At 66.9% G+C, this 24,446-nt stretch carries 38 protein-coding genes; 12 read left to right on the top strand and 26 right to left on the bottom strand.

Translation table 11 applies throughout. The annotated features are described in order from the left end of the window. Positions 1-101: 101 nt before the first annotated feature. The 5 genes from ACSVC7_RS29930 to ACSVC7_RS29910 are packed head-to-tail and all read right to left on the bottom strand — an operon-like array spanning position 102 to position 1,522. Positions 102-356 (bottom strand): hypothetical protein, encoded by a 255-nt coding sequence (locus ACSVC7_RS29930; protein WP_448208169.1) that lies wholly within the window; start codon positions 354-356, stop codon positions 102-104. A gap of 17 nt (positions 357-373) precedes the next feature. Beyond that, the gene (locus ACSVC7_RS29925; RefSeq protein ID WP_448208168.1) at positions 374-760 is read right to left on the bottom strand and encodes a hypothetical protein; all 387 of its coding nucleotides are present in this window, start codon (positions 758-760) and stop codon (positions 374-376) included. 29 nt (positions 761-789) lie between these two features. Next, a complete protein-coding gene (locus ACSVC7_RS29920) occupies positions 790-1,002 on the bottom strand; it encodes a hypothetical protein (RefSeq protein WP_448208167.1) in 213 nt (70 codons plus the stop codon). A 21-nt stretch (positions 1,003-1,023) separates the two neighbouring features. Further along, positions 1,024-1,296, bottom strand: a complete 273-nt coding sequence (locus ACSVC7_RS29915; protein ID WP_448208166.1) for a hypothetical protein — start codon at positions 1,294-1,296, stop codon at positions 1,024-1,026. 25 nt (positions 1,297-1,321) lie between these two features. Beyond that, a complete protein-coding gene (locus ACSVC7_RS29910; protein WP_448208165.1) occupies positions 1,322-1,522 on the bottom strand; it encodes a hypothetical protein in 201 nt (66 codons plus the stop codon). Between the two features lie 75 nt (positions 1,523-1,597). Between ACSVC7_RS29910 and ACSVC7_RS29905 the strand changes: the two genes are divergently transcribed. Next, positions 1,598-1,903 (top strand): helix-turn-helix domain-containing protein, encoded by a 306-nt coding sequence (locus ACSVC7_RS29905; RefSeq protein ID WP_448208164.1) that lies wholly within the window; start codon positions 1,598-1,600, stop codon positions 1,901-1,903. On the opposite strand, the gene ACSVC7_RS29900 is transcribed toward ACSVC7_RS29905, so the two are convergent. Beyond that, positions 1,875-2,531 carry a recombinase family protein gene (locus ACSVC7_RS29900; RefSeq protein WP_448208163.1) on the bottom strand — a complete coding sequence of 219 codons (657 nt, stop codon included), beginning with the start codon at positions 2,529-2,531 and terminating at the stop codon, positions 1,875-1,877. The genes ACSVC7_RS29905 and ACSVC7_RS29900 overlap by 29 nt on opposite strands. Positions 2,532-2,790: 259 nt before the next feature. On the opposite strand from ACSVC7_RS29900, the gene ACSVC7_RS29895 reads away from it, so the two are divergent. Further along, complete coding sequence (locus tag ACSVC7_RS29895; protein WP_448208162.1) at positions 2,791-3,096, top strand: hypothetical protein; 306 nt, start codon at positions 2,791-2,793, stop codon at positions 3,094-3,096. 55 nt (positions 3,097-3,151) lie between these two features. On the opposite strand, the gene ACSVC7_RS29890 is transcribed toward ACSVC7_RS29895, so the two are convergent. Further along, positions 3,152-3,436 carry a helix-turn-helix domain-containing protein gene (locus ACSVC7_RS29890; RefSeq protein ID WP_448208161.1) on the bottom strand — a complete coding sequence of 95 codons (285 nt, stop codon included), beginning with the start codon at positions 3,434-3,436 and terminating at the stop codon, positions 3,152-3,154. A 126-nt stretch (positions 3,437-3,562) separates the two neighbouring features. Here ACSVC7_RS29890 and ACSVC7_RS29885 point away from each other — a divergent pair, with 126 nt between their 5' ends. The 5 genes from ACSVC7_RS29885 to ACSVC7_RS29865 all read left to right on the top strand — a co-directional run bounded on the left by ACSVC7_RS29885 (position 3,563) and on the right by ACSVC7_RS29865 (position 5,830). Further along, positions 3,563-3,988, top strand: coding sequence for a hypothetical protein (locus tag ACSVC7_RS29885; RefSeq protein ID WP_448208160.1), 426 nt, complete (start codon positions 3,563-3,565; stop codon positions 3,986-3,988). A 22-nt stretch (positions 3,989-4,010) separates the two neighbouring features. Next, the gene (locus ACSVC7_RS29880; protein ID WP_448208159.1) at positions 4,011-4,244 is read left to right on the top strand and encodes a hypothetical protein; all 234 of its coding nucleotides are present in this window, start codon (positions 4,011-4,013) and stop codon (positions 4,242-4,244) included. A 63-nt stretch (positions 4,245-4,307) separates the two neighbouring features. Next, positions 4,308-5,141: a DUF5131 family protein gene (locus ACSVC7_RS29875; protein WP_448208158.1), complete on the top strand. Its 834-nt coding sequence runs from the start codon at positions 4,308-4,310 to the stop codon at positions 5,139-5,141. Positions 5,142-5,154: 13 nt separating this feature from the next. Next, on the top strand, positions 5,155-5,499 hold the full coding sequence (locus ACSVC7_RS29870; protein ID WP_448208157.1) for a hypothetical protein: 345 nt from the start codon (positions 5,155-5,157) through the stop codon (positions 5,497-5,499). A gap of 103 nt (positions 5,500-5,602) precedes the next feature. Further along, the gene (locus ACSVC7_RS29865) at positions 5,603-5,830 is read left to right on the top strand and encodes a hypothetical protein (protein WP_448208156.1); all 228 of its coding nucleotides are present in this window, start codon (positions 5,603-5,605) and stop codon (positions 5,828-5,830) included. Positions 5,831-5,978: 148 nt separating this feature from the next. Here ACSVC7_RS29865 and ACSVC7_RS29860 read toward each other — a convergent pair whose 3' ends face one another. Both ACSVC7_RS29860 and ACSVC7_RS29855 read right to left on the bottom strand, forming a co-directional pair. Further along, the gene (locus tag ACSVC7_RS29860; RefSeq protein ID WP_448208155.1) at positions 5,979-8,117 is read right to left on the bottom strand and encodes a ParB/RepB/Spo0J family partition protein; all 2,139 of its coding nucleotides are present in this window, start codon (positions 8,115-8,117) and stop codon (positions 5,979-5,981) included. Between the two features lie 254 nt (positions 8,118-8,371). Beyond that, complete coding sequence (locus ACSVC7_RS29855) at positions 8,372-8,815, bottom strand: hypothetical protein (RefSeq protein ID WP_448208154.1); 444 nt, start codon at positions 8,813-8,815, stop codon at positions 8,372-8,374. 183 nt (positions 8,816-8,998) lie between these two features. Between ACSVC7_RS29855 and ACSVC7_RS29850 the strand changes: the two genes are divergently transcribed. Further along, the gene (locus ACSVC7_RS29850; protein WP_448208153.1) at positions 8,999-10,102 is read left to right on the top strand and encodes a hypothetical protein; all 1,104 of its coding nucleotides are present in this window, start codon (positions 8,999-9,001) and stop codon (positions 10,100-10,102) included. A gap of 410 nt (positions 10,103-10,512) precedes the next feature. Here the strand turns inward: ACSVC7_RS29850 and ACSVC7_RS29845 are convergent, their stop codons facing one another. The 6 genes from ACSVC7_RS29845 to ACSVC7_RS29820 all read right to left on the bottom strand — a co-directional run bounded on the left by ACSVC7_RS29845 (position 10,513) and on the right by ACSVC7_RS29820 (position 15,438). After that, positions 10,513-11,217, bottom strand: a complete 705-nt coding sequence (locus tag ACSVC7_RS29845; protein WP_448208152.1) for a recombinase family protein — start codon at positions 11,215-11,217, stop codon at positions 10,513-10,515. 550 nt (positions 11,218-11,767) lie between these two features. Continuing rightward, positions 11,768-12,625: a 3'-5' exonuclease gene (locus tag ACSVC7_RS29840; RefSeq protein ID WP_448208151.1), complete on the bottom strand. Its 858-nt coding sequence runs from the start codon at positions 12,623-12,625 to the stop codon at positions 11,768-11,770. A gap of 13 nt (positions 12,626-12,638) precedes the next feature. Further along, entirely contained in the window at positions 12,639-13,148 is a 510-nt protein-coding gene (locus tag ACSVC7_RS29835; RefSeq protein WP_448208150.1) for a hypothetical protein, read from the bottom strand. Between the two features lie 436 nt (positions 13,149-13,584). After that, complete coding sequence (locus tag ACSVC7_RS29830; protein ID WP_448208149.1) at positions 13,585-13,932, bottom strand: hypothetical protein; 348 nt, start codon at positions 13,930-13,932, stop codon at positions 13,585-13,587. A gap of 77 nt (positions 13,933-14,009) precedes the next feature. Next, positions 14,010-14,630, bottom strand: a complete 621-nt coding sequence (locus tag ACSVC7_RS29825; protein ID WP_448208148.1) for a hypothetical protein — start codon at positions 14,628-14,630, stop codon at positions 14,010-14,012. 10 nt (positions 14,631-14,640) lie between these two features. Continuing rightward, positions 14,641-15,438: a helix-turn-helix domain-containing protein gene (locus tag ACSVC7_RS29820; RefSeq protein ID WP_448208147.1), complete on the bottom strand. Its 798-nt coding sequence runs from the start codon at positions 15,436-15,438 to the stop codon at positions 14,641-14,643. A 722-nt stretch (positions 15,439-16,160) separates the two neighbouring features. Here ACSVC7_RS29820 and ACSVC7_RS29815 point away from each other — a divergent pair. Further along, positions 16,161-17,372 carry a plasmid replication protein gene (locus ACSVC7_RS29815; protein WP_448208146.1) on the top strand — a complete coding sequence of 404 codons (1,212 nt, stop codon included), beginning with the start codon at positions 16,161-16,163 and terminating at the stop codon, positions 17,370-17,372. A gap of 25 nt (positions 17,373-17,397) precedes the next feature. Here ACSVC7_RS29815 and ACSVC7_RS29810 read toward each other — a convergent pair whose 3' ends face one another. The 11 genes from ACSVC7_RS29810 to ACSVC7_RS29760 form a co-directional block, all read right to left on the bottom strand. Beyond that, entirely contained in the window at positions 17,398-18,063 is a 666-nt protein-coding gene (locus ACSVC7_RS29810) for a Crp/Fnr family transcriptional regulator (protein ID WP_448208145.1), read from the bottom strand. A 136-nt stretch (positions 18,064-18,199) separates the two neighbouring features. Then, positions 18,200-18,772, bottom strand: a complete 573-nt coding sequence (locus ACSVC7_RS29805; RefSeq protein WP_448208144.1) for a DUF1643 domain-containing protein — start codon at positions 18,770-18,772, stop codon at positions 18,200-18,202. Positions 18,773-19,336: 564 nt separating this feature from the next. Next, positions 19,337-19,585 (bottom strand): hypothetical protein, encoded by a 249-nt coding sequence (locus tag ACSVC7_RS29800; protein WP_448208143.1) that lies wholly within the window; start codon positions 19,583-19,585, stop codon positions 19,337-19,339. A 7-nt stretch (positions 19,586-19,592) separates the two neighbouring features. After that, a complete protein-coding gene (locus tag ACSVC7_RS29795) occupies positions 19,593-19,847 on the bottom strand; it encodes a hypothetical protein (RefSeq protein WP_448208142.1) in 255 nt (84 codons plus the stop codon). 83 nt (positions 19,848-19,930) lie between these two features. Continuing rightward, positions 19,931-20,128, bottom strand: coding sequence for a hypothetical protein (locus ACSVC7_RS29790; protein WP_448208141.1), 198 nt, complete (start codon positions 20,126-20,128; stop codon positions 19,931-19,933). A gap of 132 nt (positions 20,129-20,260) precedes the next feature. After that, the gene (locus ACSVC7_RS29785) at positions 20,261-20,515 is read right to left on the bottom strand and encodes a DUF551 domain-containing protein (protein ID WP_448208140.1); all 255 of its coding nucleotides are present in this window, start codon (positions 20,513-20,515) and stop codon (positions 20,261-20,263) included. 30 nt (positions 20,516-20,545) lie between these two features. Continuing rightward, positions 20,546-20,758 (bottom strand): hypothetical protein, encoded by a 213-nt coding sequence (locus tag ACSVC7_RS29780; RefSeq protein ID WP_448208139.1) that lies wholly within the window; start codon positions 20,756-20,758, stop codon positions 20,546-20,548. 26 nt (positions 20,759-20,784) lie between these two features. Beyond that, complete coding sequence (locus tag ACSVC7_RS29775; RefSeq protein WP_448208138.1) at positions 20,785-21,024, bottom strand: hypothetical protein; 240 nt, start codon at positions 21,022-21,024, stop codon at positions 20,785-20,787. Positions 21,025-21,118: 94 nt separating this feature from the next. Continuing rightward, complete coding sequence (locus ACSVC7_RS29770; RefSeq protein WP_448208137.1) at positions 21,119-21,331, bottom strand: hypothetical protein; 213 nt, start codon at positions 21,329-21,331, stop codon at positions 21,119-21,121. A 54-nt stretch (positions 21,332-21,385) separates the two neighbouring features. Continuing rightward, positions 21,386-22,258, bottom strand: a complete 873-nt coding sequence (locus ACSVC7_RS29765; protein ID WP_448208136.1) for a hypothetical protein — start codon at positions 22,256-22,258, stop codon at positions 21,386-21,388. Positions 22,259-22,269: 11 nt separating this feature from the next. Further along, positions 22,270-22,947, bottom strand: a complete 678-nt coding sequence (locus ACSVC7_RS29760; RefSeq protein WP_448208135.1) for a PDZ domain-containing protein — start codon at positions 22,945-22,947, stop codon at positions 22,270-22,272. A 465-nt stretch (positions 22,948-23,412) separates the two neighbouring features. Between ACSVC7_RS29760 and ACSVC7_RS29755 the strand changes: the two genes are divergently transcribed. The 3 genes from ACSVC7_RS29755 to ACSVC7_RS29745 all read left to right on the top strand — a co-directional run. Continuing rightward, positions 23,413-23,856 (top strand): hypothetical protein, encoded by a 444-nt coding sequence (locus ACSVC7_RS29755; protein WP_448208134.1) that lies wholly within the window; start codon positions 23,413-23,415, stop codon positions 23,854-23,856. An 11-nt stretch (positions 23,857-23,867) separates the two neighbouring features. Further along, positions 23,868-24,029, top strand: a complete 162-nt coding sequence (locus ACSVC7_RS29750) for a hypothetical protein (RefSeq protein WP_448208133.1) — start codon at positions 23,868-23,870, stop codon at positions 24,027-24,029. 11 nt (positions 24,030-24,040) lie between these two features. Then, a partial coding sequence (locus tag ACSVC7_RS29745) for a transposase family protein (RefSeq protein ID WP_483508999.1) occupies positions 24,041-24,446 on the top strand: 406 nt, incomplete at its 3' end.

Here is a 24,446-nt window from a genome sequence, read left to right as displayed (position 1 = left end):
CCTCCCCCTCCCTCTTACCCGCGCCAGCCTCCAGGCGCTTGATGCAGGCGCGGTCGCGCCCAGGTCATGTCGGCATATTCGGCCATGGCCGTATCCCTCGTCTATGCGCCAGTGGACGCGGTGGTGGCCTTGGCCAGGGCTGCGCGGCCGGCGTCGGTCACGCGCATGTAGCCGCCATAGGCGTAATCGAGCCATCCGCGTTCCATCGCGTCGCGCTCGGCGCGGCCGTTCGGGGTGCGCGCGTCCGCCGCCTGGAAAGCACGGTCACCGTGTGCCGCGTGCCGCTGGCCAACACGGATGAGAGCAGCGGCGGCGCTGTCGCCCCGAAGGTATGCCTTGCTGATGACGTCAGTCATCGTTCCCTCGTTTCTGTTCAGCTGTAGACGTCGATCACGGTTGCCGGGAAAGAGCCTTCGTGCGGGTTGGCGAGGAAGGAAAAGTAACCATCACCGTCCTTGCTCGCGTGCAGATGTTTCACGCGCTTCGCGAGCGAGGTCATGGCTTCGGTCTCGTTTTTCAGCTCGCCATCATCGGCGAACGCCTCTTCAACCAGAAGCTCTTCGAGGTCGTCCATGTCGATGGACCTCACGAGGTCGATTGGCCGGACGTGGCCTTCGGTGTACCAAGTTGACGGCGTTCGCGAGCCTTCACCTTCATTCAGCCGGTGGACGTGACAAAAGCGAAGCCGTGCCTCCAGCCGACGCAGCCGGGCAGTGGTGGCGCGCTTGATGACGGATCGGCGTCGGCTGCATCTGCTCATGGACTCGTATCCTCTAGTTTGTGGGGTGGTCAGGATTTGATGCATTCGCAGTTGCCGCAATCGGCCTGCGACTTGACCTTGCGGTAGACCAGAGCCCAGCATCCTGACATCCCGAGCAGCGCGCCGGGATAGTCACACCATTCCGGCTGCGGATGGGCCTTCTCAACGTCGAGCCAGTTGGCTCCGGACGCCTCAAGGGCGGAATATTCGTCGTCGGAAAGCTCATGGAATGGCTTGCTCATCCGGCCGGCACTCCCTCGTTGCTAAGCCCCTGCCGGGGCGGTGGTGGTCTGGGCCGACGCGGCAATCTGCTCCTTCATCCGGTCAAGCTCGGCCTGGGCGTGACTGCGCCAGTCCTCGCCGTGCTCCAGCGCCAGCAGCACGCAGCGGTGGAGCACAAACGCCTGTTCGGCCTCGCACTTGCGCGGGATGTCGTGGCCGGCGGCGCGGTAGATGTGAGCTATGGGGCCGGTCTGGAAGTTCATCATGCCCAAGGCGTCCATGAGGGCCGGCGTCAACTCGTTCGGGTACTGCATCGGTGATCCCTCGTTTGTGGGGTGGTCAGGCGGCTCCCCGGAAGTAGGCCAGCGACTCCTTGCCGGTCGGGCCGGCGAGGTCCATGGCGTAGCCTGTCGCCAGATCGAGCTGCGGGAACTCGATATCCATGACGCCGCCGGCGTGGCGCACAGCAAACCGGCCGCCGCCCAGCGCCCAGACCTCGTAAGGACCGAACTGCGTGAGCTTGATGGGCTGGGCGGCCATGGTCGTCTCCATCTGTGGCGTTTACAATCATATACGTAAAGGATACGATTGCAGCCGTCAAGGGAAAATGGATACGTGGCGTATACGATGCTTGCCCCCACACCGCTCGCCGTCGATACTCCGGCCGTGTTGACGGCATGGCAGATACGTGCGGCTCGGGCCGCCCTCCAGTGGACGCAGGCGGACCTTGCGGCCGCCTCTGGCGTGGCCGAAATCACGGTCAAGAAACAGGAAAGCGGGCAGGCCAAGCGGCCCGCCTACGACACGCTGAAGCGGCTCCGCGACGCCTTCGAGGCGGCAGGGGTGGAGTTCATCGACGAAGGGAAGTCGGCGCTGCCTGGGCCGGCGGGGATCAGGCTGAAGCCGGGCGACGGCGCTTAGGCTTCCATGCCAGCTTGCCCTGCTGGCGGGCGCGGAAGTCGGCAAGCGATTCCCCAGGTTGCCGGGTGCGCGGGCCGTTGTCCCGCCACAGCGTAGTGCGGGAGCACCCGGAGAACTCCTCAACCTCCTCAATCGAGCGATCGAGGTCGAAGTAGAGCGCCCTGGTCGCCGTCCTCTTGGTGCCGTGCAGCTTGGGTTTGCGCCCTCCACCCACTGCCCGCTGACGCGCGGCCTTCAGCCCCGGTTCCCACTGCGCGCGGTTCCATCGCGCCTCTGCCGCCGCGAAGGCCTCTACCAGCGCGAACACCGGCCCGGCCTGCTCCGGCGCCGCCGACACGCCGCCGTCGATCACCTCGATCCCCACGCCCCGGACGGCGAGCTGGCGCAGCACCTTGACCGCCTCTGCCCTGTTCGTCCCCAGCACGTCGAGTGCGGGAAACACGGCGATGTCTCCCGGCCGGAGGGCGCGGATGAACTCGGGGAGCCACTGGCGGGGCTTGCGGGCCGGAACGAAGTCATCGGCGTAGACCCGATCCGGGTGGACGCCGGCCGCCGTCAGCGCCACGCGCTGCTCGTCCAGAGACGGGCCGGACTTGGCCCCATAGGCGTAGCCGATCTTCAGGCCCATTGCGCAATCCCGTCTGTTCCGAAACGCTATTTCGAACGGGATTTTGCAATGGGGCTGTCCGCGCGCCTACTGGACGGCGTGTCGCGGGGCGGAGATGGGCGCGGAGACGGACGAGCGAGCGTGCGCGTTCAAAAGATTTCTCGGCTTCAGGCGGAAATGCTTCGCAGAATGCGAATGCATGACGGGCCGAGCGCACCAAACAGGGCCAGTGGGCACGGCATATAACTTGCGAGGTGTAGCCAAATGCGGGGAGGGCGCTTTGGCTATGGTAATCAATATGCAGGCGTACCGTATCACGGTCACGCTGAAGCAAGCTGGAGAGGATCTGTATGCCCTCGCGGCTAGGGTGCGCGCGTCTCGGGACGGCTATGCAGCGCTCGGCCGATCGGTGGATGCCGCCAGCGAGACCTTGGAAAATATCGCCGGGGCGCTGTCTGCACAGCGCCGCGCGCTGGAAGCGAGCACCGACTTCTGCCGACGCTGCCGTGATGCCCTGGAAGGTGGCGACCTCGGCGAGATGCAGCGTCAACGTGACAAGCTGCGTGCAGAGTTGACCACACGCTGATACTCGCTAGGTTAGGGAGTTGGCAAACGGTTGGTAAGATCAGAGCACCTGAAAATCAATCAGGTTTCGAAACCGAACGCCTACGGTGTTTGGTAGGAGCCGGCCGCAACAGAACGCCGACTGTTCCGTCTTTTTCGACCACCAGTTCAATTCTCTGAGCGGCGAGGGCGGCGCTGATAGCCACGACGCTTTCCCAGGAAACGGTGTCCCCCTTCTCGAACACCTGCACGGTCCGCAGCCCTCTGCGCGCCAGAGCGGCGAGCTGACTCTGTGTCAGGTCGAGCAGGCCGCGGGCCGCGCGGCAAAGCGCGGGGGTGAGGGTGGGGCGCGTGTCCGTCATGGAGTCAATCTACCCGTATACGCGCTTTTTGCGCAAGTCGCCGTTGACCGGTCACGCTTTTTGCGCGACTCTCTCCCATCGCGAGGACGCGAACGAAGGTTCGCCAACTTCCTTCCCGAGGAAATCATGACGGGCACCGATCGCCAGGCAAGCGGCCCACCGCCGTCGCAGAAGGCCGTGGCGAACATCCTCCAGCCGGGCACGCACATCACCAAGAATGGTGGAAAGTGCTCCTACACCGTGTCCCGGGTGGAGCACGCGGTCCGCGACGGCCGCTGGATCACAACCGTCGTAGTGAAGCAGTTTGCCAACCGAAACCTCACCGATGGCGGGTGTGAGGCGTACCTATGGCCGGTACGGCTGCTCGACGGCTGGATCACAATCATCAACGACGGCTGGATCGACGTTATCACGGCTGAGCAGGCTGCGCAGTTCGAGGCCGAGTGCGCAGCGACCTGGCGGGCGCTGTACGAGCGGCCCCGCAAACGCGCGGTTACCGCACCGCCGACCGCGGCAGCCGAACCGGTCACCGGCGGGTGCTGCTTTGGCTGACACCCGTGGGAAGGAGGCCAGCATGACGGAAACGAAAGAAGGCCGCGGGCCGCTTGCCGGCGTGATCCTGACAGTCGGTGGACAGCGTGTCGCCATCGTTGGCGAGCCCCTGGCCGACGTGCTCGACATGAGCCGGTGGACCGAAGTGGAGAACACGCAGGCGGTGTGGACACCCGAACAGCAGGCGAATGCGGACGCGGCTGCCGCGGCGTTCTCGGAACAGGTGCGCCGCAACCCGCCGAAGCGAATTGCTTAACGAGACAGCGAGGCCGTCGTGTCGCGAACCCCAACCCTGATCCCGCGTTCCGTTGCCTCCCAAATGACCGGCATCGAGTGGACCGATTTTTCGGGCAACCATTGGGCGGGCTGCACACGGATCGCCGCCGTGACCGGGGCGCGCAGTGGCTGCGAAATTTGTTATGCGGCCGGATACGGGGAGCAAAGACTCGGCATGAACTGGGGACCGGGCGCGCCGCGGCGCCGTTTTGCGTCGTTCACGACCCGCATGCGGCGGCTCAACGATCTGGCCGCCCGAACGGGCCTGCCGTTCTCCGTGTTCCCGAACTCCCTCGGGGACTGGCTGGACCCGGAGGTCGATCCCTCGTGGCGCACGGAGCTGCTGACGGTGTTCGAGGAATGCAGCCACCTGACGTGGCTGCCCCTGACGCACCGCCCCCACCTCGCCACCAAGCTGCTACCCGCATCGTGGCGGACCACCCCGCCGCCGAACGTCTGGGCTGGGGTCACAGTCGATCATGCCCTCCATGGGTTTCGCTGGGGGCGACACGCCGAGTTCTGGGGGCACACGGGGCGCGCCTGGGTATCGGCGGAACCGCTCGCCAGTTCGCTCGCCACCACCAACCTGGACGGTGCCGCCTGCATCATCGTCGGCGGAGCCAGCGGCACGGCCGATCCAAGCTGGGAGCTGTCGGACGCCTGGGTGGACGAGCTTGTGGCCCGGCACGGTCCGCAACGGATCTTTTACAAGCAGAAGGGCGACATCGTCGCAGGCGTGCGCGTGGGTAAGAAGGCGGCTGGCCGCGCGGTCTACGGTCGGATTTACGACCACACACCCTGGCCACGGCATCGCCAGCTGCTGGTGTCGGTCGCCAAGGGCCCTCTGCCGGCACCAGCCCCGAACGCCGCTGAATGAGGAGCCGCCGCCCATGGCGTACATCCCGCCTCCCGCCGCCGAAAATGCGCTCCGCCGCTGGCTGTGCGAGGCCTTCGCCGTGGGTGCGCGGCTGTCCAAGGCCGACCTCCACCGTGCCTATTCAGTGAAGCACAAGCGCCCGCTCCCGCTGACGCGGGAAACGTCGCGGCGCCTGGACGACATCATGGCCGCGTTCGCCCAACGCAGCTTCGTGTCGGCTGCCCCCGGTCCGAAGGGCGGCATCGGCTGGACGGTAAACCCGGCGTGCGCGCCCGAGTGGGTGCTTGGCTATGTCGGGTCCCGGCTGCGCCGGATCGAACGTTACGTCCCGCCATCGGCGCCGGCGGCAACACCCTGACGGGCTCCAGGTACGGCGGAAAAGCCACCCCATGCGACGGTTTGCCGCGCCACGGCAAGGCCGAAAAGTGCCTCCCTGCAGCGGGCAAGCGAGCGATGCCGTGATGCAAGCACTGGCAGCGGTCAAGGACGCCACCGTCGCGGGCCAGCTGTCCGACATCGCTTGGGCAAGCCTCATGCTGGCGAAGGCTCACAGTGCTGGCGGGGAGCATCAGGAAGCCGCAGCATCCCTGGAAACGGCGGAATCGCTGGCCCGCCGTCTGTCGCTCAAGACCCTGCTTAGCCAAATCGCCGAGTTCCGCAGCGATCTCGCGGTTCCGGTCCAATCCTGATCCGCCGACCGGCGCACCATCGCACGCGGGTGATCCGGCCAGGGTGTGGTTCGGGTCCGGCGTGGACTGCCGCAGCGCGCCGGGGGTGTCTACGGCCTACCGCCCGCGCTCCGGGTTGAGCGCGGGCGGCTGATGGCGGCGGTGACGATCAGGCGGCGTCGGCGGTGGTGGCGACGGCGCTGGCCTCGGCCTCCGCTTCGACGGCGTTATCCGCCGGGGTCGGATCGGGCTGCGCGCCGAAGGCCATGCCGGGAGGCAGCCAGCGGGCGATGCGCTGCGCCGTCTCGGCGTCCACGGTCTGGCCGGGAGCGCCGCCCAGCGCGTCAGCGGGGATCGCCTCCGGAGCCGCGAACAGGGTGTTCAGCATGGCGGCGGCGTCGGCCTTCTTGGCGGCGGCGACGCTCGCCAGCCCCTTCGGGGGCAGTGGCAGGGTGTCCACCAGCGTGGCCTTGCTGACGCGCCCGAAGACCTCGTCGGCGGTCGGACGCCACCACTTGGCCGGGTCGCAACCGATCTGGACGCCGACATGCTCGGCGAGCGCGCTGGGCCGCTCGCCGTGTTCGGCCAGCGGCACGGACACGGTCATGGCGGTGAGGTAGGCCAGCAAGCGGAGCTTCTCGTCCACCGGCAGCGCGTGGATCGCGTCGTACAGTTCCACCTGGGAACCGCCGCCGTTGTCGAGGCCGAGCCGCTTGCGGAAGGACAGGCGGCGGGCCTGGAGGTACTGCGCGGCCTGCCCCTTGGCGATGTCGGCGGCGCTGGACTTGAGGACGGCGACACTGGCGCTGATACTGGTGATGCTCTGGCCGTAGCCCATGCTGTGCAGGGCGGTCCACAGACGCACCAGAGTGAGCGTGAGGGCGTGATCCGGCGCGTCGGCGAGCGTGGCCTGGAACGCGGCGCTGCGCTGCGCCGCCAAGTCGTCAGCGAGCGCCTTGCTGTAGGGGCCGCGCTTGGCGCGGCTCGCCGGATCGGTCAGAAGGCCGGTGCCGGGGACGGTGGTTGCGGCGGGTGCGGCGGCATCCTCGGGCCGCACGAAGCCCGCGTGGGTCGCGATCTGGCCCTGGCGGTCGATGGTCACGAACACGCCAGCCACCGCCTTCTGCTCGGGAGTGTAGACGGCCTCCTGCGCCTTGTCCTCCAGGTCGGCGATGGCGTCGTTCAGACGCTCCAGGGCGGCGCGATCCTCGTCCGACATCAGGTCGCACACGGCCTCCATATCGAAGTCGTCATCGCTGTCCTCGTCCGCGCCGAACGCGGCGTCGTCCTCCATCACAGCCTCACCGGCCTCGTCGTCCGCGGCGGCGAACGGATCGACCGCGCTATCGTCCTCGGTGCCGTCCCGGTACCGGGCGATCAGCTTGGAGCGGCGCTCGTACAGGTCGTCGAGCTGGCTCTGCTCGTCGGGCGATAGCGTCGCCTCGCCATCGGGCTGCGTCTGGCGCAGGCCGCGCGTGACCGACCATTCGAAATCAAGGATGCCGGTCGCCCACGCCCAACCGTCCTGGTCCATCAGGCGCTGCGCTTCGGCGTCGAGCTTCGCCTGGGCGAGTTCACGGGCCTTGGCGGCGTCGGTGAGGTAGGTGGCGTCCTCGCCCGCGAACAGGTCGGTGAGCGTCGGGTGCCCGGCGGCGCGGTAGTCCGCGCCGATGAAACGGGCAATCGGGCTGGTCGGCGGGATGTGCGTCTCGGTCAATTCGCGGCGCACGGTGTCCGGGTAGATGCCGTAGTGGCCGCGCGACAGGGCCGTGTACACCTCCTCCTGGCGCTGGGTGTCGGGATTGACGGCAAACGCCTTGGCGACATCCAGCGTGATCGCGCCCTCGCGCAGCTTCTGCCGCAGCATCGGCGACAGCCGCCCCAAGCGCAGCATCTGCTCCACGTTGCGGACGGTGGTGCCGAAGCGCTGGGCGATTTCGGCGGGCGTCTTGCCACCTTCCACCAGCACGGCGAAGGCTTCGTAGGCGTCCACGGGGTTCATCGCCACCCGCTGGAGGTTTTCCGCAAGGGAGTCCTCCACCTTGTCCGCGTCCTTGCGCACGTTGCAGGGCACCGGGAAGTCATCCCGGATGATCCGGGCCTCGGCGTTGCGCAGCAGGGCGCGGCGGCGGCGCTCCCCGGCGATCACCTCAAAGCCGTCATCGGCGGTCGGCACCACGACCAGCGGCTGGAGCAGGCCGCGCGCGGCGATGTCGGCGGCGAGGGCCTCGACCTCGGCGTTCTGGTTCGTCTTGCGCACGTTGTCGGTGCTCGGGACCAGCTTGTTGAGGGGAATGTTGCGGATCATGCGCGTTGTCTCCTTGCATGGCGAAGCAGTGGCGTGTGTTGAGCCAATGTTTGCGCACCGGAAACGCGCCGTCAAAGCAAGAGAAGCTAAATAACGCTGTTTAATTATTGGATGCTCCGCAGGCCTTCGCCAGACAACAATTCCCAAAACGGACGACCAAGCGTCACCTGCGTCTTCACTGAACACCAATCACGGCGCGCGACAAAAATCCAAAGGCGACGGGAATTGCCCTAGGCGGCTTTCCGCCGGGGCGGTCAGGGGGCCGGGGCAGGGCTGAGAGCCGCGTCAGCCGCGTACACCGTCAGGTGCAGTCGGCTCCCCTCGGCGTGCGGGTGCACATAGGACACGGTGGTGTCGACGCTGGCCGGGCCGAAGGTGATGCTCCGCAGACGCCCACGGGCGATCAGCTCGCCGATGCCGATCAGAGCGGACGAGAGAAGGCCGTCGCGTGGGTCGGGACCGGGCGGCGTTGCCGCGTCCGTGGCCGGGCTGGTCAGCAGGGCGACGCCGCCCGGAACGCGGGTCGCCCCGGTCACGACCGCGACGGTCTGGTCAGCGGGCGTGGCCCGCGTGCAGACGAGGCGCTGCTCCAGGGCCAGCGTGACGATCAGGTCCACCATGCGGAGGTCGAGCGCGGCGTTGCTCATCGTCCCGAAGGCGGGAACTTCGGGTACAGCCTGGACAGGAATGGAGGTCAAAGGAAGGGCTTTCGGGTCGGTGGGGGGCGCGCCGGGGCTATCATGCGGCGCGGCGCGGATCGGCTCAAGCGCGGGTGTGCAAAGAGCGGATGACCTTTGTGGTCGCGACGGAAGTCCGGTCGTTGCCTACGCGGCTCCGCATGCTCATTTTGCTGAGGAATCAGCGATTCCAAGAGGCGTTCCATGGCGCGACGGCGGATCGTCCGGCGCGACGAGGCGGCCGAGGTTCTTGGTGAGGCCCGGCGCATTCTGATGACCAAGGACGTGGCCGCGCTTGCCGGCGACGCTTCTCTGTGCGCCCTCGAAGCCGCTGTAGCGGACGACTTCGATGAGACCTTTGCGGCGGAACGGGTTGCGGCCCTGCTCACGGCCGATGCTTGGCGGACGCTCAAGAACCGGCTGGCGCAGCGCCGCTCCCAGGAACGCGCGGTCGAGGAGGGGACCGCGCCGGTTCATGTTCGGATCCCGGCCGACCTCGCACTCGCCCTCACCACAATCGCACCGTTCCCCGTCGACGCCATCCGCCAGCTGCTGGATGTCGCCGTGCCGAAGCCGGGCTCCGACGCGTTCTGCCGGAGCCATTTTTGCATCCCCGAGGTGCCGTTGGCTCATCCGGAACGTTGGGCCTGTTCCACCTGCGGCCTGGTCGGGCGGTCGGATTGGCCGTTCAACCCCTACATGGCGGCGCGGTTGGCGCGGTCAACGGAGTGGGCCTCCGTGTTGCGCGACACCGCGGCCGACCTCTACGCCCGCTTTCCCAGCGGTGAACGGTTTACAGTCGCCACCTGGGCGGCCGATCAGAGCGATCTGCCCCGCCGGGAGCGGCGTCAGGCCAAAGCCGAACGGCTGGCCGCGTTGAACAGCTTGGCCGAACACGGGCTGTTGGAGGAGGCGCCCGGCCCTCGCGGCGGCATGGGCTACCGGACGCTGGAGGAGCCGCCCGACTGGCTGGCCGATCTGCTCGCGGACCGCCGCGCTGAGCGTGAGGCCGAAGACGTTGCCCGCCAGGCGCGCGCTGAAGCCATACAGCGGGCCATCGCCGAAGGGCTCAGCTACACCACCGAGTCCGGGACGGGCATCCATATCCAGCAAACTGAACATGGCCTGGAGCTGGTCTTCCCAGCGGCGCCGGCATTGGAGGTTCGTGAGGCCATGAAGCTGGATGGCGACTGCAAATGGGACCCCGACCGCCGGCGGTGGCTCCGCATGCGCCCGGTAGCAGCCATCGAGCCGTGGCTGGCAAAAGCGATCGAGGCCGGTGCGAGGATCATGCCGCGCCGTCCATAGCGGCGTCGTTTGCGTTGCTGTGCCCGCCGCTCAGGGCTCGATCGAACTCGGCCACCGCACCAGAGGCAGCGTAATCAGCGACCGGCGGCCCTGATTTTGGCCGGGGCTGCGGCACGTGTGGGCTGGCCGGCCGCCCCCAGCAAACGCCCCAACAGTTCGGCGGCCGAGACCCGCATTGCTTTTGCGGGATTGCCGATGCGCCAGCCTCTCTCCCCATTGCGCCAGGTACGTACGCAGGCAGGAGAGGTATGGTGAAGCGTGAAGTCCTCCAGTGCATTTCATCGATCCAAAGCCACTCCTCCGAAGAGAGCCGCTCCATGGGGCGGCTCTCTTTGTGTTCGGTCGAGCGGCGCGCGGTGTAGTCGGGTCGTCGCGAATTCTTCTGCTGAATCTGACGGAGCGGCGGCCTTTCATTGGACCACGCCGTCCAGTTGAGGTCCGGCTGGGCGGGCCGCCCGCGCTTCCCGGACGATGCGCCCGATCGCGTCGATGGACAGCGCCCGCTGTTTCTCCTCGATGAGCGCGGCGCGGATAGTGCGGAGCGAGGCGCCAGCGTCGCGAAGTTCAAGAATGCGGTCGATGATCGCCTGCTCGTCGGCTTTAGGCTTCAGCTTGCCGTCGTAGTTGACCTCGAAGCCGAAGGGCACCTTGCCGCCAAGATAGCGGCCCCGGGACTTCTGGTCGCGCTTGGCCTGCGCGATGCGCTCGCGGATGCGGTCCCGCTCGGCTTCGGCGAACGCGGCGGCGATGGTCAGGAAGAGCTTGGAAAGACCGCTGGTCGCCACGTCACCGCCAAGATCAATGAGCACGAGCGAGACTTGGCGCTCCTTGAACCACTCGACCATCTGCAGGGCGTCAAGCGCGGAGCGGAACAGGCGGTCGAGCTTCGGCGCGATCAGCGTGTCCCCTGGGCGCAGCACGTCGAGCAGCAGCCCCCCCTTGGGGCGGTCGCGGAGATGGATGCTGCCGCTGACCCCGGCCTCGGTGACCACCTGATCAAGCGGCAGCCCGCGCATGTGGCACCAGCCTTCGATCTGGCGGCGCTGGACGTCGAGGCCCTCCCCCTCCGTCGCCTGCGTCTCGGTGCTGACGCGGACATACCCGTAAACCGCCATCAAAACCTCCATCTGATCGAAAACGTCCGCTTGTACGTTTGCAAAAGTCGACTGTATGCCCGTATGGCTGCGCCAGCAAGCGTACAGTAAAGCTTCTGTTTGGGCGTGAAATCCGGGCCGAGCGCTGCTGCCGTCGCGTCGGCTGGTCTTTGTGGGATCACCGCCAACGCCTTGGAAAACGGCCATGGAGCGCCGCTGGCGCCGCCGCCCCCCCGCACTCCCGCGCGCCTTGGCCATCTGCCGTGGCCAACTTGGCGAACGGCACCGGGCCGGGCGGTTTGTCAGGCAAAAGACGAGTAGATTTTTGCGCTCGGTGACGGCAGTGAGCGGCACATTTAGTATCATGTGCGCTGAAAATGGTGAGCTAAAACAAGAGGAAAGCGTTCTTGCGAGGGCACGCTTTTGGCCCAAAAATGGGTGAAAAATGGCACCGAAGACCGTTTTCCGTCCGCCACGGCGCGGGCGGCTGATCCCGCCGCGCCAAGCGCGCAACGCGACAGCGAGGGGATCAACTCGGCCGAGGAAAAGTGAACGTCAGGGGGTAACAGGCCTAGCCGGCAACAAGCGCGTCGGTGGCCGGCGGGTGGTCCTGCAGCGGGTCCGCCGGTTGCTGCTCGGTCGCTGTTGCGCGAGGATCCGGAACGCGCATCGCGTACGGACGCGGGGAGGCCCGCCACCGGTCAAGGAACTCGCCGAGGTGCGGCCGGGCCTCGCGTTCGGCCGCCAGATAGTCGGCCAGGGCATCGACGCTGGCGTTGTGGCCGGCGGGGTCCGTGCGGCCGGTCAGCAGCGCCCAGCGCAGGTAGGCCAGGAAGGTATTCAGGACATCGCTCTCGCAGTAGGCCCGGACCTTTTCCAGTTCGCCGCGGGCCATCATGTCCGCCACTTCCGAACCGTGCCCGAACCCGGCCTTGCCGGGCAGGCCCAGCAGCGAGGAAATGTCTTGCAACCCGATCCGCTGGCCGGCACCGTAGTCGGCGAGCTGCTCCATCAGATCGCAATTCCAGTCCGGCTGGTACCGCGCGGCGTAGTTGTTCCAGCGGTCGCCGCTTTGGAACCACGCGGCGGCCGTGATTCCGTACACCATGGACCGCAAGCGCATGACCGGCAGGTCGAAGCCGCGCCCGTTCCACGTGACCACGCGCGGCCGGGTCTTCACGAACCGCTTCCAGAAGCCGCGAAGGATGCGTTCCTCGTCGTAGTCCAACTCGCCGCCGGAGCGGCAGGCCGTGATCCGGTAACGCTCGACATCGTACGAGCGCTCGATCACCGCCTCCACGAAGCTGACCGCCACGATCTGGTGGCAGTGGGGCGGAGGGAACTTCGCCGCCGGCCAGTCGGCCGGCAGGATCTGCGGATCGGCCATCGTCTCGATGTCCAGCACCAGGAGGGTGTCGTGGCTGCTCATCATCGTCTCCGGGTCAGGCCGCAGCGCGGGCGAGCAGGCCCAGCGTGGTTCCGTCGTCGAGGTCCGGGGCGCCAGGATCAAGGGCGCGCGCCGTCTCGGTCGTCACCGACAGCATCGCCGCGAGCGCCATGGCCGGATCGTCCAGCACGATGGCGACCACCGGGCCATTCCCAGTGCCGTCCTCGGCGTGGCCGGCGGGCTTGCTCACGATGGCGGTCATGGTGTCCTGCCACGTGACCGCGCTGCCCGGCACGGAGCCCGCCGTCACCGGACCGAAGTAGCCGGCGGTCCGCAGCGCGGCGACGGCGAGGGAACTGGTGGCGAGGGCCTGCGCCTGGGCGACGGACGCCGTGTCGTCGTGCGGTCCGCAAAGGATCGCCGGTCGGCCTCCGACCAGCACGGCGGCGTGCATGCCGGTGCGCACGACGGCGGACGGCTGATACCGGCCGGGCGTGAGTGTTGACGCGCGCAGAAGCAAGCGAAGCTCGGTGCGGTAGGCGGTACGGACGATGGTCTCGGCCATGAGAAATCTCCGGGGCATGGGCGATTGTTCTGGTGGTGATTGTAGGGCCGGCACCAAGGTGAGTAGAGAGAAACCGTACGCCAAAAGTACGTTTAATTAATGGACGCCAAATAACAACGCTGCGACCAGATAGTTGGTTCTGGGCGGAGAAAAAGCTAAACAGTCTTAGCCGGATCGAAACGGTCCAGTACGGAGCGCAGGGCACGAATACCGGCGCGCGCTGAGGCCGGTGGGCAGCATCACGGCGTGCAGCCTCTTCCCGAGGCAGCGCCGACAGACCGACGCACAGTCCACCAGCCGCAATCACCAGCATGTACTGACCGCCTTTGACGGGCAAAGCGACGCATACGAACGATGCGGTGATCGCCGCAACTCGCCGGGCCTCTCTGGATGGTGGCCGTCCGCAGGTTGCGGGTTGATGGCTCGGCGGCCCCCGTCATCGTGGCTGAGCGAAAAGCCCGTCTCGCGCGGCGCCTCCCGGTTGGCTGAGCCCAAAGAACGCTGGCTGGTCACCCGACTGCACCATGCACGTCGATCCCTGGCCGAGCAGGACCTCGAAGGGCTGGGCCGGGCTGAAGCCGTGGCGCTGATACAGGCCGTAGAGGCGCCGGCCAGCGGGGGTCACGTCCCGTGTCAGCTCGGACACGCGCGGGAAGAAGGCGATGAGCACGCCATTCTGATAGCAAGCGACGACACCGTCGGAGAGCGCGGCGGCACTGGATGCCGCCGGCCATGCCATGGCCAGGCACCACACGAGCGCGGCTGCTGCCTTTCTCCGGGTCAAGCGGCCTCCTTGGTTCAGCCAATTAACGCCCCACGGCGCACCGCCGGTACAGTGCGCATCGGTGGCACGCCGGCGGCCTAATGTTCCTGCGTTCGGCTCCATTCGGCGAGCACCTGCACCAGCGGCTGTGGCGCATCGCGACCCGTCCGCTGTGGACCGCCAGCGATCGACCGGAGCCGCCGGGCCAGGGTGCGCTCCTTCGCGCAGGCCTCCTCGCACAACGCCCGCATCTCGGCGATGCTCGGCCGCCATTTCTTCGTTCGCCGCCAGCTGCGCGCCGCCGCGTCGATGGCCCAGGCCGGGAACTCGCCGAGGTCCTCGACCCAGTCCAGCGCGACGAGCTGCTCGACGTCGGGTGTGAGCCCCTTGGCCGGGTAGTGCGACAGCAACGCCAGAATGCGTCCCAACAGGCGCCCCGGTTCCGCCGGCGCCAGGACCGTGCTCTCCAGGTCGGCCAGGGCGCGCAGCGCCATCGCCGCCTGCTGGGCGGTCACGGACGGCGGCAGCCAGGTTTCCGACAGGCCCTCAAAGCCGCCGTCGCCGAAGCGCGGGCGGTGTTCCAAATGGCCCGCGGCCAGGACCTCGCGCAGCGGCTCGGGCAGGGCGCCGACCAGGAGGCGGCACCGGTCAGCCGGCGCCATCGTCGGGTCGAACGGCAGGGGGGAGCGCTCGGGCAACGGCAGAACGGTGGCGGGCATGGCGGTCTCCTCACGACCAGGAATGAGTGGCGGGTTGGGTGCCCTGAAGCCGCGCGGCAACGGCCATCCAGGCGTCCACTCGTTGTTCGGCGGCGCTTTCACGGGGGCGGCTGGCGGCTGGCGCAACGGTGCGGCCACTGGCCCCGGTTTCCAGTGACGGCGCCTTGCCGGCCGCGGCGTCCTGCATCAGCCAAGCCCGCCACGCGGCGGAGATGTCGCGGTAGCGGTAGCCGTGGGCCGTGCAGCGGAGGACGAAGCCTTCGACATGCCGGGTGAGGTCGATGGTTCCGAAGCGGGTCCGGGCCCAGGTAAGATCGTCGGCGCCAGGCGTCCAATCCGCGGACACATCGCGCAGCGGCCCGCGCCCGCCCGAAGCGAGCGAGTCCGGAATCTGTTCGGAATGGAGGTGTTCCTGACTCGGTGCTGGACAGGGGGTGTTCGCCAGCGAGTCATCCCGGTCAACGGCCGGAACATGGCGCGGCGCGGCTGCCGCGAGCGCGTTCCCGTCGTGCTCCATGCGCAGTCGGTACAGGCAGGACAGGCGCGAGCCATCGCGGCCGCGGCGGTGCTCGATGGCGACCAGGCCGATGTCGTCCAGCCGCTGCAGGATGCGGTTGATCGTTGGGCGGGACCGTTTCAGCTTGGCGGCCAGGGTCGATTGCGACGGCCAGCAGACGCCGGTCTCGTCGGCGAAGGTGGCGAGTGCGGCGAGCACGGCGAAGCCGTCGGCGTCCAGTTCGGGGTGGTCGAGCCACCAGGCGGGGACCCGGCCCCAGCGGCGGGTGGCATCGGTCGTGGTGGGGGGCATGGCGGTTTCCTCAGCCGTTAGCGGGCATCGCTGAGGATTCCAAAAGCGGGCACCCGGCAGGAAAGCGCGGCGTCATCCTACAGGGAGGACAACGCCGCGCCTGGGGAGGACGAGGCCGCGCTCGTGTAGGAAGAGGCCGCGGATGTGAAGGGCGAGACCGCGCCTGTGTAGGAAGAGGCCGCGTTTTGCCGCCGAATCGAACCCAGGAGGAAGAGGCCGCGCCCACGGAACACTGCTGCTGGGCAAAATTCCGGACGCCAGAGCTGCCATCGCCGGCCGACGTGGAGGATGAGGCCGCATTCAAGGCGGCTGGCGCGCAACCAACCCCCGGCCCGGTAGGGAGGAAGAGGCCGCGCTTCGGATGGAGCGGGGAAGATGGAGGAAGTGGCCGCGGTCCGGTTGGCTGGGCGCCTGTAGGATGAGGCCGCGCTTTGGCGCAATGGTACATCGGTGAGCGCCGGCCGGTGATCGAAGACGCTCTGCGCGTCAGGAAGGGGCGACGGCATTTCGCGAGTCGCCCGCTGGAGATGGCTGTTCCCCAGCGAAAAAAAGTGAGCCGCGGCCTCAGCCTCCCTATGCGCGGCCTGATCCTACACAGGCGCGGCCTCAGCCTCTCCATGCGCGGCCTCACCCTACATGACCGATCCGCCTACCGCGCTGCTGTTTGTTGCTCCCGCTCCATGACCGTGCCTATCGTGGCCGCAGAAGGGGAGGAGAGGCGGATGGCAGAGCTGGGCATCGCAAGAGCGGAAGACACTCAGGATACCCCGGCGCAAAGCGCCGTCCAGCTGCTGCTGTTCGAGCTCGACCAAAGCCGCGACGCCACACCCAAGGATCCGTCCCGAACCCGCACGAACACCGTGGGCCTCTACGACCTGGCCCCGCGCTTTGTGTTCTATCCGGGCAGTGTTCCGGCTGCCGAGCGTACTGACGGTGGTCGACCGTCGGAGAAGGCAATTGAGCGGGAATTCGTGTTCCGAGGCCGGCCGTTTAGCCTGACCCTGAAACCCGCCACCATCAAGCGCCGGCACAAGACGGATCGCGGCGATGTCGAAGAGTGGGTGAGCGTCTACCCTTGTGAGCGTGAGCAGGTCGTTGAGGCGGTAATTCGGCGCTTGGCGACCGAGCGCGGCCGCCTGTCCGTTGACGACCGCAACCGGCTGCTGATGCACTTCTCACTGTACGAGGTGCAAAAGGAACTCCAGCGGGTCAAGCGCACGCTGAGCCGGAGCGAAATCAAGGAGGCGCTGACGATCCTGTCGCAGTCGATCGTGGAGATCCGGGCAAAGGGCAAGGGCGGGCGAGTGGAATTCGCCTCGTCGGCCTTTCCCACGATGGTGCTGCGGTCGCAGAGCGCGGAGGACGGCCCGGAGAGCGGGGGAGACGCGGAAACCTATCTGCAGTTCAACGTGCTGGTCAGCGACGCGATCCGCACCATGCGGTTCCGGATGATGTCCTATGGCTGGATGATGCGCTTTCGGCATCCCGTGTCCCGCTGGCTGTTCAACGCGCTGACGCTCGAATACGAGGTCCGCGCGTCCGGCGAGCCGACCATCATGCGGGCCAAAGACATCGTCCGCGACAGTGGCATGGTCGAATGGTCGCGCCCCCGTGACACCCTGCGCGCCGTCCGCGACGCGATCACCGCGCTTCAGGCGGAAGGCATTCTGGAATCCATGGACGTTGAGAAGGTCATGGACGGGCGCCGGCTGGACGACGAGATCTACACACTGGTTCCATCGACACGCTTTCTCCAGGAAGTCGACGCGGCGGCGCTGGGCGCTGAGCGCAACAGTGCGGAGTTTGAGCGCATTGCCGGGAAACCGCCTGCCGATGCCGGCTTCGTTCGTCTGAAGCCGGTGGCCGCGGCGGCGGTGCGGCGCAGTCGGCGAGCCCTGAGCGGCCACACGGGGGGCGATAAAAACGACGGATAGGGCGCGTCTGAAAGACCCCGTAGGCTCATCCCGCCATGTCCTTCAGCTGGTCGAGCCCGGTGATAACGATGAACCCCTTGGCGTATTCGATGGCCCCGGAGCTGCGCAACGCTCGTAAGCTTCGGTTGACCATCTCGCGGCTGACGCCGAGCATGGCGGCCAGAGCGTCCTGGGAGACGTGTTGTGCGACGCGCACGCCGGCGGGGGTGCGCTGCCCGTAGTTGTCCGCCAGGAACAGGATGCGCCGTGCCAACCGGCGGGGCACGTCGTGGAACACGGCGTCCTCGATGTTTTCCGACACCCAGCGCAGCCGTTCGCACAGCATCTCCATCATCTGGATGCACAGCTTGGGGTGCCGCTCCAGGAAAGAAATGAATGTTGCGCGATCGAGGCGGAACATCTCCGACCGGTGCTGCGCGGTAGCCGCCGCGGTGCGCTCCTTCCCGTCGAGCAGCGCGATCTCTCCCAGCACGTCGCCAGGGTTCAGAAGATTGAGCAGCATCGTCTTGCCATCGGGCGACGACGTGGAAATGGCGATCTGCCCGCTCAAGATGGCGTACAGGCAGTCCCCCGGATCGCCCTTGGTGAAGACGGTCTGTCCGGCGTCGAACCGGACCGTCCAGCCGAGCGACACCAACTCGGCCATCTGGGCGTCGTCGAGGGCACTCAGCAGCCGATTGTTTCGAAGCACCGCCGAGACATCCATCGAATCAGGCCCTCCACACATAGGTTTTTGGCAATCGCAACCAAGCTCGTCCCAGCACCGTACATCGGCGGCATCTTCCCGGCCAGAACGCGGCGGACAGCTTGTGCTCCCGCGCCCGCGCCTACCGGAACGGGGTCAGCGGGGTGGTGCCGCGCAGGTAGAGCGGATGCTTGGGGGAACCGTCGGCGTTCGTGCCGAAGCACCAGAGATCAATGCCGCGCTCACGGAGCGCCCGCACCGTCTTCTCGGGGGCCGACACGAGGGGGCGCGGCACCCGGCCGAAGCAGGCGACGACGCGATCGGCGGCTTCAGCGGCGCGGAGGATGGTCGGCAGGTTGTCGGCGGAACACGCGACCACGCCCGGTTTGCTGAGGTCCGCCGGGACCGTGGCCCGGTAGTCGCCCACGTTGCATTTTGTGAAGCCCATGTAGCCTTCCCGCACCGTGAAGGACCATTCGCGCGCGACGGTCGGGTCGTTGTGGGTGGCGTCGGCCGTGCTAGGGTTCATGCCGATCAGCAGCCAGTGCCGGTCCGGGAACTCGTCGCCGATCCAGCGACGCAGCAGCCGGCGGTAGCGGCCGCAGTCGGAAAACTCGGCGTCCCCGCGCAGGCCTGCCGGCAGGGCGGTCTTCACCTTGCCGCCTGGGTCGTGAGCGGGATGGGCGGGTGTGCCGAACAAGTCCAAAGTGGTCACGGTATCTGTCCCTCGGGAGATTGGCTCGCCGGCAAGCCGGCGGGAACAACGGCTGGCTGAAGGCGCCCGCGAAGGCCTTCATGGACCACCAACGTACCCCAGGTTTCGGGGCGGAGCCGCCGCATCCCAAGATACTCCGGCAGGTCCTTGCGTGTGTGTCGCTGAAAGCCGATGAACATGATCCTCGCCCCGGTGTTGAGCGTGGAGAGCGTCTGAAGCGCCAACTGCCGCGTGGCCCAAGCGCGTCAAGACGCCCTTCATGGCAGCCGACACCGAGATCTCCAAGGCGGTCGCCACGGTACTGGATCGGCTCGATTCCCCGCTCCAGTGCCTGCGCGTAGCTAAGCTCGTTCATGGAAAAGCGGCCCCTTTTCTTTTTAAGCGCGAAAGCGGGGTCGCTTTTGCGGAATGCCAGAACCACATCGGCGGGAGGCGTTTGATCGCTCGCGCCACGAATTCTAGGCCCGTGGGCGGTCCCTCCTCAAAGACGGTTGCGATCACGGTGCGCAGGAGTTGCTTCTGATTGCTAACGAACCGCTGGGGTTGGGGCATGGCGACACTCAGTCAGTGCAACTTGCGGCTCAGGTGGGCGGCCGCCTCGTTGCGGGTCTCCTCGGTGACCGACACCATGTCGTCCGGGGATGCGCGGAGCGTGTAGCAGGGCATGCACATCGGCTTGGCGCCCTTCGGAACGTGCGGCCGATGCCGGACCGCCCGGCCGCAGCACATGCACGACGCGCGGACATCGTCGCGGAACGGAGACGGCGCGCTCCACGGCATGCAGAGCACAACGGTGTCGTCGTCGATGCTCAAGGCTCGTTTATCGCCGGGGGATGAAGGCCAGCACAGCGTTGCTGGGGCAGGCGGGCGGTGTCGGATTGACAAGGTAGACGGGCAGGTAAGCACGGCGGCTCTCCGGAACCTCGGCTTCAACCTCGGCCATGGTCTGGCGATGATCGGGCATGACGCAGACGACGGGACCGGTTGGACGCGGTGCGACGTGCGGCACAAAACCGATCAGCGTTGCGGATGCCGCGATGACACTGCCAAAGGCAAGGGCGTGGGGGGAAATCATTGGGCGCTGTTCCTGCTGCTGGTCTTCTACCGCCTCAAGCCCCGCCGTCCTGGGACGCGCGGAGCTGGAAGGGGAAGGCTCGTTTAATGAATGCGGGTCGGCGCGGCGGTATCCACCGGCCAGAGACAGGTGAGCGCGGAGCGGTCGATGGTAATGTGTCCTTCCTCGTGCTCCAGGATCACCGCCGCGTCGGTGATCGCGACGACGGTGACGGACGCCCCGTCGTAGATGCTGCCGGGGAGCTCGAGCGTCCCCTCGTCGCCTTTTTTCCATTCTTTCATTCGGATGCTCCTATTCTGGACGATTTTCGGCCGGCTGAGCGGAAACTGACCAGCCGAAACCGAAATCACTAGGTTTCCCAGCACCTTAGTCCTGGGCGAAATCTGGTCAGTTCGGTGGTCAGTCGTCCACCTTCAGATAACGACGGCTTCGCGGGCCGGCGGGTCCGGCATGGGCTGCCAGTGGGTCGGCGGGCCGAAGTTGCATTCCTCAATGGGGTCGTGGTGGTAGGCGTCGAGCGACGTGCCGGCCCACCACCACGAGCCGTCATAGGCTTTCGGGTCGAAATAGGCTTCCCCGACGATGTGCCCGCCGTCGCGGCTGGGCACGGCGACGATCACCGAAGTCTTATCGCGCGGAGCCGTGTCGATTTTCTGCCATTCGGCCATGCTCAAGCTCTCCATTTCCAGAAAATCAGGTCAGCGCCGGAAAAGCGCGGTGATCGGCGTGGCGAGGAAGCGCACGGGCAAGGCGAAGTATTCGACGGCCGTGCGGGTCAGCGATTCAGCCTCCTCGAAACGGGCGGTGCTGCCCTCCATCTCGTCGCACAGCCGGTCGACGTAGGTTCGCGGTCGCATGAGAGCGGCGAGGGCTTGGGCTCGCTGGGCATCGGACAGCGGCGTGTGGACCATGGGTCGGCGTCCTCCGATAGAGGCGGTCAGTCTTCGATAGAGCGGGTTTTGCCGGGCATGCCGATGGGGTGCGTGCGCTGCATGCGGGAAACTTCTCCTTCGGTCAGCCACTTGCCCGTCCAAACGGCGCGAATGGAGTACCACACCGCCCAACGATAGTGCGGCGACAGCAACGCGAGAAGCACGAACAGCATCAAGACGTAGGGCAGAAGGTCCAGGCAGTTGTCCCACACAGTGTCTAGGGGGGAGATATGTTCGCGGGCCATGGCCGAGCGTGCTCCTGTTGGTGGTTTTCTGCCGCCTCAAGCCCCGCCGCCGGATGGCGCGCGGGGCTGGAAGGGGAAGGCTCCTTTTCTGAACTCACGCGAACGGCTGAAGCAGATCGATCTGCCGGCGCGCGATGGCGCGGCACTTTTCGACCGTCTTCGCCGTCGGCCGGAGATGTCGCGGATGGTCGGCCGCGAGCAACATGCGATCGATATTCGACTTGTGCATCCCGAGTTCCCGGGCTGCGGTCGGGCGGTCGAATGGCAATAGCGCGAACCAGCCGCCGAAATCGAACTCTGCGCTCATCTTGGCTCCGATAGGCAGGCCCCGCCGGAGCGGGGCGCACAGATTCACGTCCAGTTAGAGCCGCCCAGCGCGTTCTAGGGCCGCATCCTTGAGGATGCGGCGCGGCGTGACGGCCGGAGCGTGGGGCGGCTGCTGTGGATTGTAGGCCGGCCGCAAGTCTCCATCTTTGACGACCCATTCATCGACGACCACGATGCTTCCGTGCTTGCCTGCCCAATAAGCCGACGTGATGGGTTGCCCGACCTTGTTGTGTATGTGATAGCCGCCACCCCGGCGGGGCGTGAATTTCTCACGACTGCCATCGTCACAGATGATCCAGCCATAGCGCCCCCTGGTGACCGACACGCAATTGTGCTTGCGTTTGTAGGCCAGCACCTCCGCGATCTCGGCGGAGGTGAACAGACGATGCCCGACACCGACGCGGGCAACCTCCTCCGCGACAATGCTTTGGACGCGCCGACGACGCCGTAAAGCCTCGGAAGCCGCCGTCAGCGCGGCCACGCAGGCGGCGTCCCAAGTGTGCAACATTATTATCGAAAGAGCGGTCAGTGCGTTGGTCCCCGGCGTTGCGACGTCGGTCATGTGCGCGATCACCGCGTCGCGATGCTTGAGCAGGAAGGGCGCCAGCGTGTGCGCCCAGCCGAGGGCGCGGCGGGCGGCGTGGATGTCGCGCGTCCAGGACTCCGCTCTTGCCGTGCGCGCTGCCCGGTCGGCCATCTGTCGCGCCCGGTCACGCTGCCGCCGCCGCGTGAGTGCGTGGCCCTGCTCCACCCATGCCTCGACATCGCGGGGGGCGACCTGGACGACCGGGAGTTCGGTGGGGGGCACATCATCGCGGACAGCGGCGGCGCCGAACAGCGCAACGATGGCCTGACGATCAGCGGTGGCGACGGCGGCCACCTCATTGCGGCGCAACACGTAGAGCATCGGTCCCTCCCTTACATCTCGTCGTCGATTAGGAACTTCACGCGACTGATGATGTCGCTTGCCTGCTTGCTCGTCAGGGCATCCATCCCGCCGGCGGCGTCAATTTCTTGCCGAATTTTTTCGGCATAATCAGCCCCCGACCCGTGGAAGGAGTCCAGAAGCTCGACGCTATCCAGCTTCGTCAACATCCGCGTCAGCATGCCGATCTGGCGGTCCGTGGCTGCGCCCTTGGGCTTCGTCTCGACCACCGTAAGCTTGGCGGCCTTGACGCGCTCCACCGGGGCGGCCACACGCTCAACGACGCCCATCAGGGCTCCGCCGCGGACGATGCCGAGGTTGCGACCGTCGCGCTCCAGCTTGAGTTGCACGGTCTTGCGCTCGCCAGCGAAGCGGATGACGATGCGCTTCTCCTCCACCTCATAGGTGGTGCCGCTGGGCGATGCGGCGATGCCCGGCGCCATCAGCGTGTCGATGGCCTCGCGCTCGGTCGCGAACGTGCCAAGGTCCTGGCCGGAGGCCACGGCACGGAAGGTGGCCGGGCCGCCATCGACCAGTTGGAAGGCCTCCTCCGCCTTGTCGGCCGGGACCTTCCAGCCCTGCCGCTCGTCATTCCACTTGCCGCCCATGGCGTACAGGGCTGCCTTGTGCGGGTAGGTGTTGCCGGTGATGAGGACGGTCTTGGCGGCCATTGGCGCTTCTCCCGGTTGGTGGCGGCGTCCGCCGCGTCTTGATGGGATGATAGTAAGCGCTCACGCTTACCACGGCAACAAAAAAGTAAGCGGCCGAGCTTACTTTTTGAGAGCCGCCAATCCCTCCATTTCCAGAAAGTCAGATGAGGGTCATGAAAGCGACCGCGACGGCCGAAAAAGTCAGCGCGAACACGGGAACCGGAATGGTCGCGAGTAGGGCGCCGACTTTCGAGGGGGCCGGCCTCCAACGAAACAGGCGGTCCATGACTAAGACGGTTGCGAGGATGCCCACAGCCAACACCAGCCATGCGAACTCTTTCCCGGCTTCCTGGGCAATCCATGCTGTTCCCTTGTACGTCACAGAGACGCCAAGAAATCCGGGCTCTCCGGAAAAGCGGGTTGATGGCCGGCGCTTGTCATGGCATTCTAATATCGGAATAACGGGTTGATGAGGGGGCTTCGGCCATGGCACGGAAAGTCACGATCAGCCCAGGTGGGCGATGGCTTCTCGGCGAGCTGGTGACGAGGTATCGCCTGGGGCTCGCTGAGTGCGGCGAGCCCATCGGCATCTCGGTAGTGAACTTCTCGCCCATCGGTGCGCCGGAGCCTGTCGATATGGCAACGCTGAACGGGCTCGTCCGTCGAGGATGGGTCGTGAAGCGGCCAAACGGCCTCCATTACGCCACCGCTGACGGCGTTGCTGCGTTCGACGGCCTCAGCCTGCCGGCCCCGCCGCCGTCGCAGTGCGAGCACCGTACTTCAACCGGCATCCTGTCCACGCGCCGATGCACGCGGCCGGCGACGAAGGATGGCTACTGCACTCGCCATCATCCCAGCTACGTCTTGCCGAGCACCCGCCGATACCTCGCTGAGCTGGACGCCAAGGTCGAGCGCGAGCGCAACGAATAGGAGCTACGGGCATGCTGAAGTCTCTTGGATGGAATGCCCTGTTCTGGGCGCTGCTGTACCCGCTTCAGGCCGCCGCTTGGCTGGGGAAGCGCGCTGATGCGGCGCTCGGGCTCGTTGCCCGCCGGGCCGTGCTCGCTAAGGCGCTCAGCCGCCGTGACACACTGCAACGCTGAGGCGCTGGCCGATGTGCGTGCCGGACTCCCCCTTCCTGGGTGGGGCTGGTAGAAGGCTGTCGGTCAACGACAACCTGGACGCGGCGCTGCTCATGTCCGATATCCTCAACCTCCCTGGCCTGGACGTGATCGAGACCAAAGAGGACGCGCACGATTACCTGATCCGGGTTGCCCGCCGCCGCGCGCTCGATGCCTGCCCCTACTGCTCTGGTGGGCCGATGGTCGCCAACGGCACCAAGACGCAGGGCCTCCGCGACACCCCCATCCACGGCAAGCGGGTGCTGATCGAGTGGGCGCGGCAACGCTTCCTCTGTCGGGGCTGCGGCCGGACCAGCTACGACCAGCACGAGGCGTTCGACCCGGACCGCCGGATGACCAAGCGGCTGGTGGAATACATCGGCCGCACGGCGCTGCGCC

It is taken from the genome of Azospirillum mesophilum, assembly GCF_053470405.2.
Note: the sequence above shows the minus strand (reverse complement) of the source record. Positions and strands in the feature narration are given on the sequence as shown.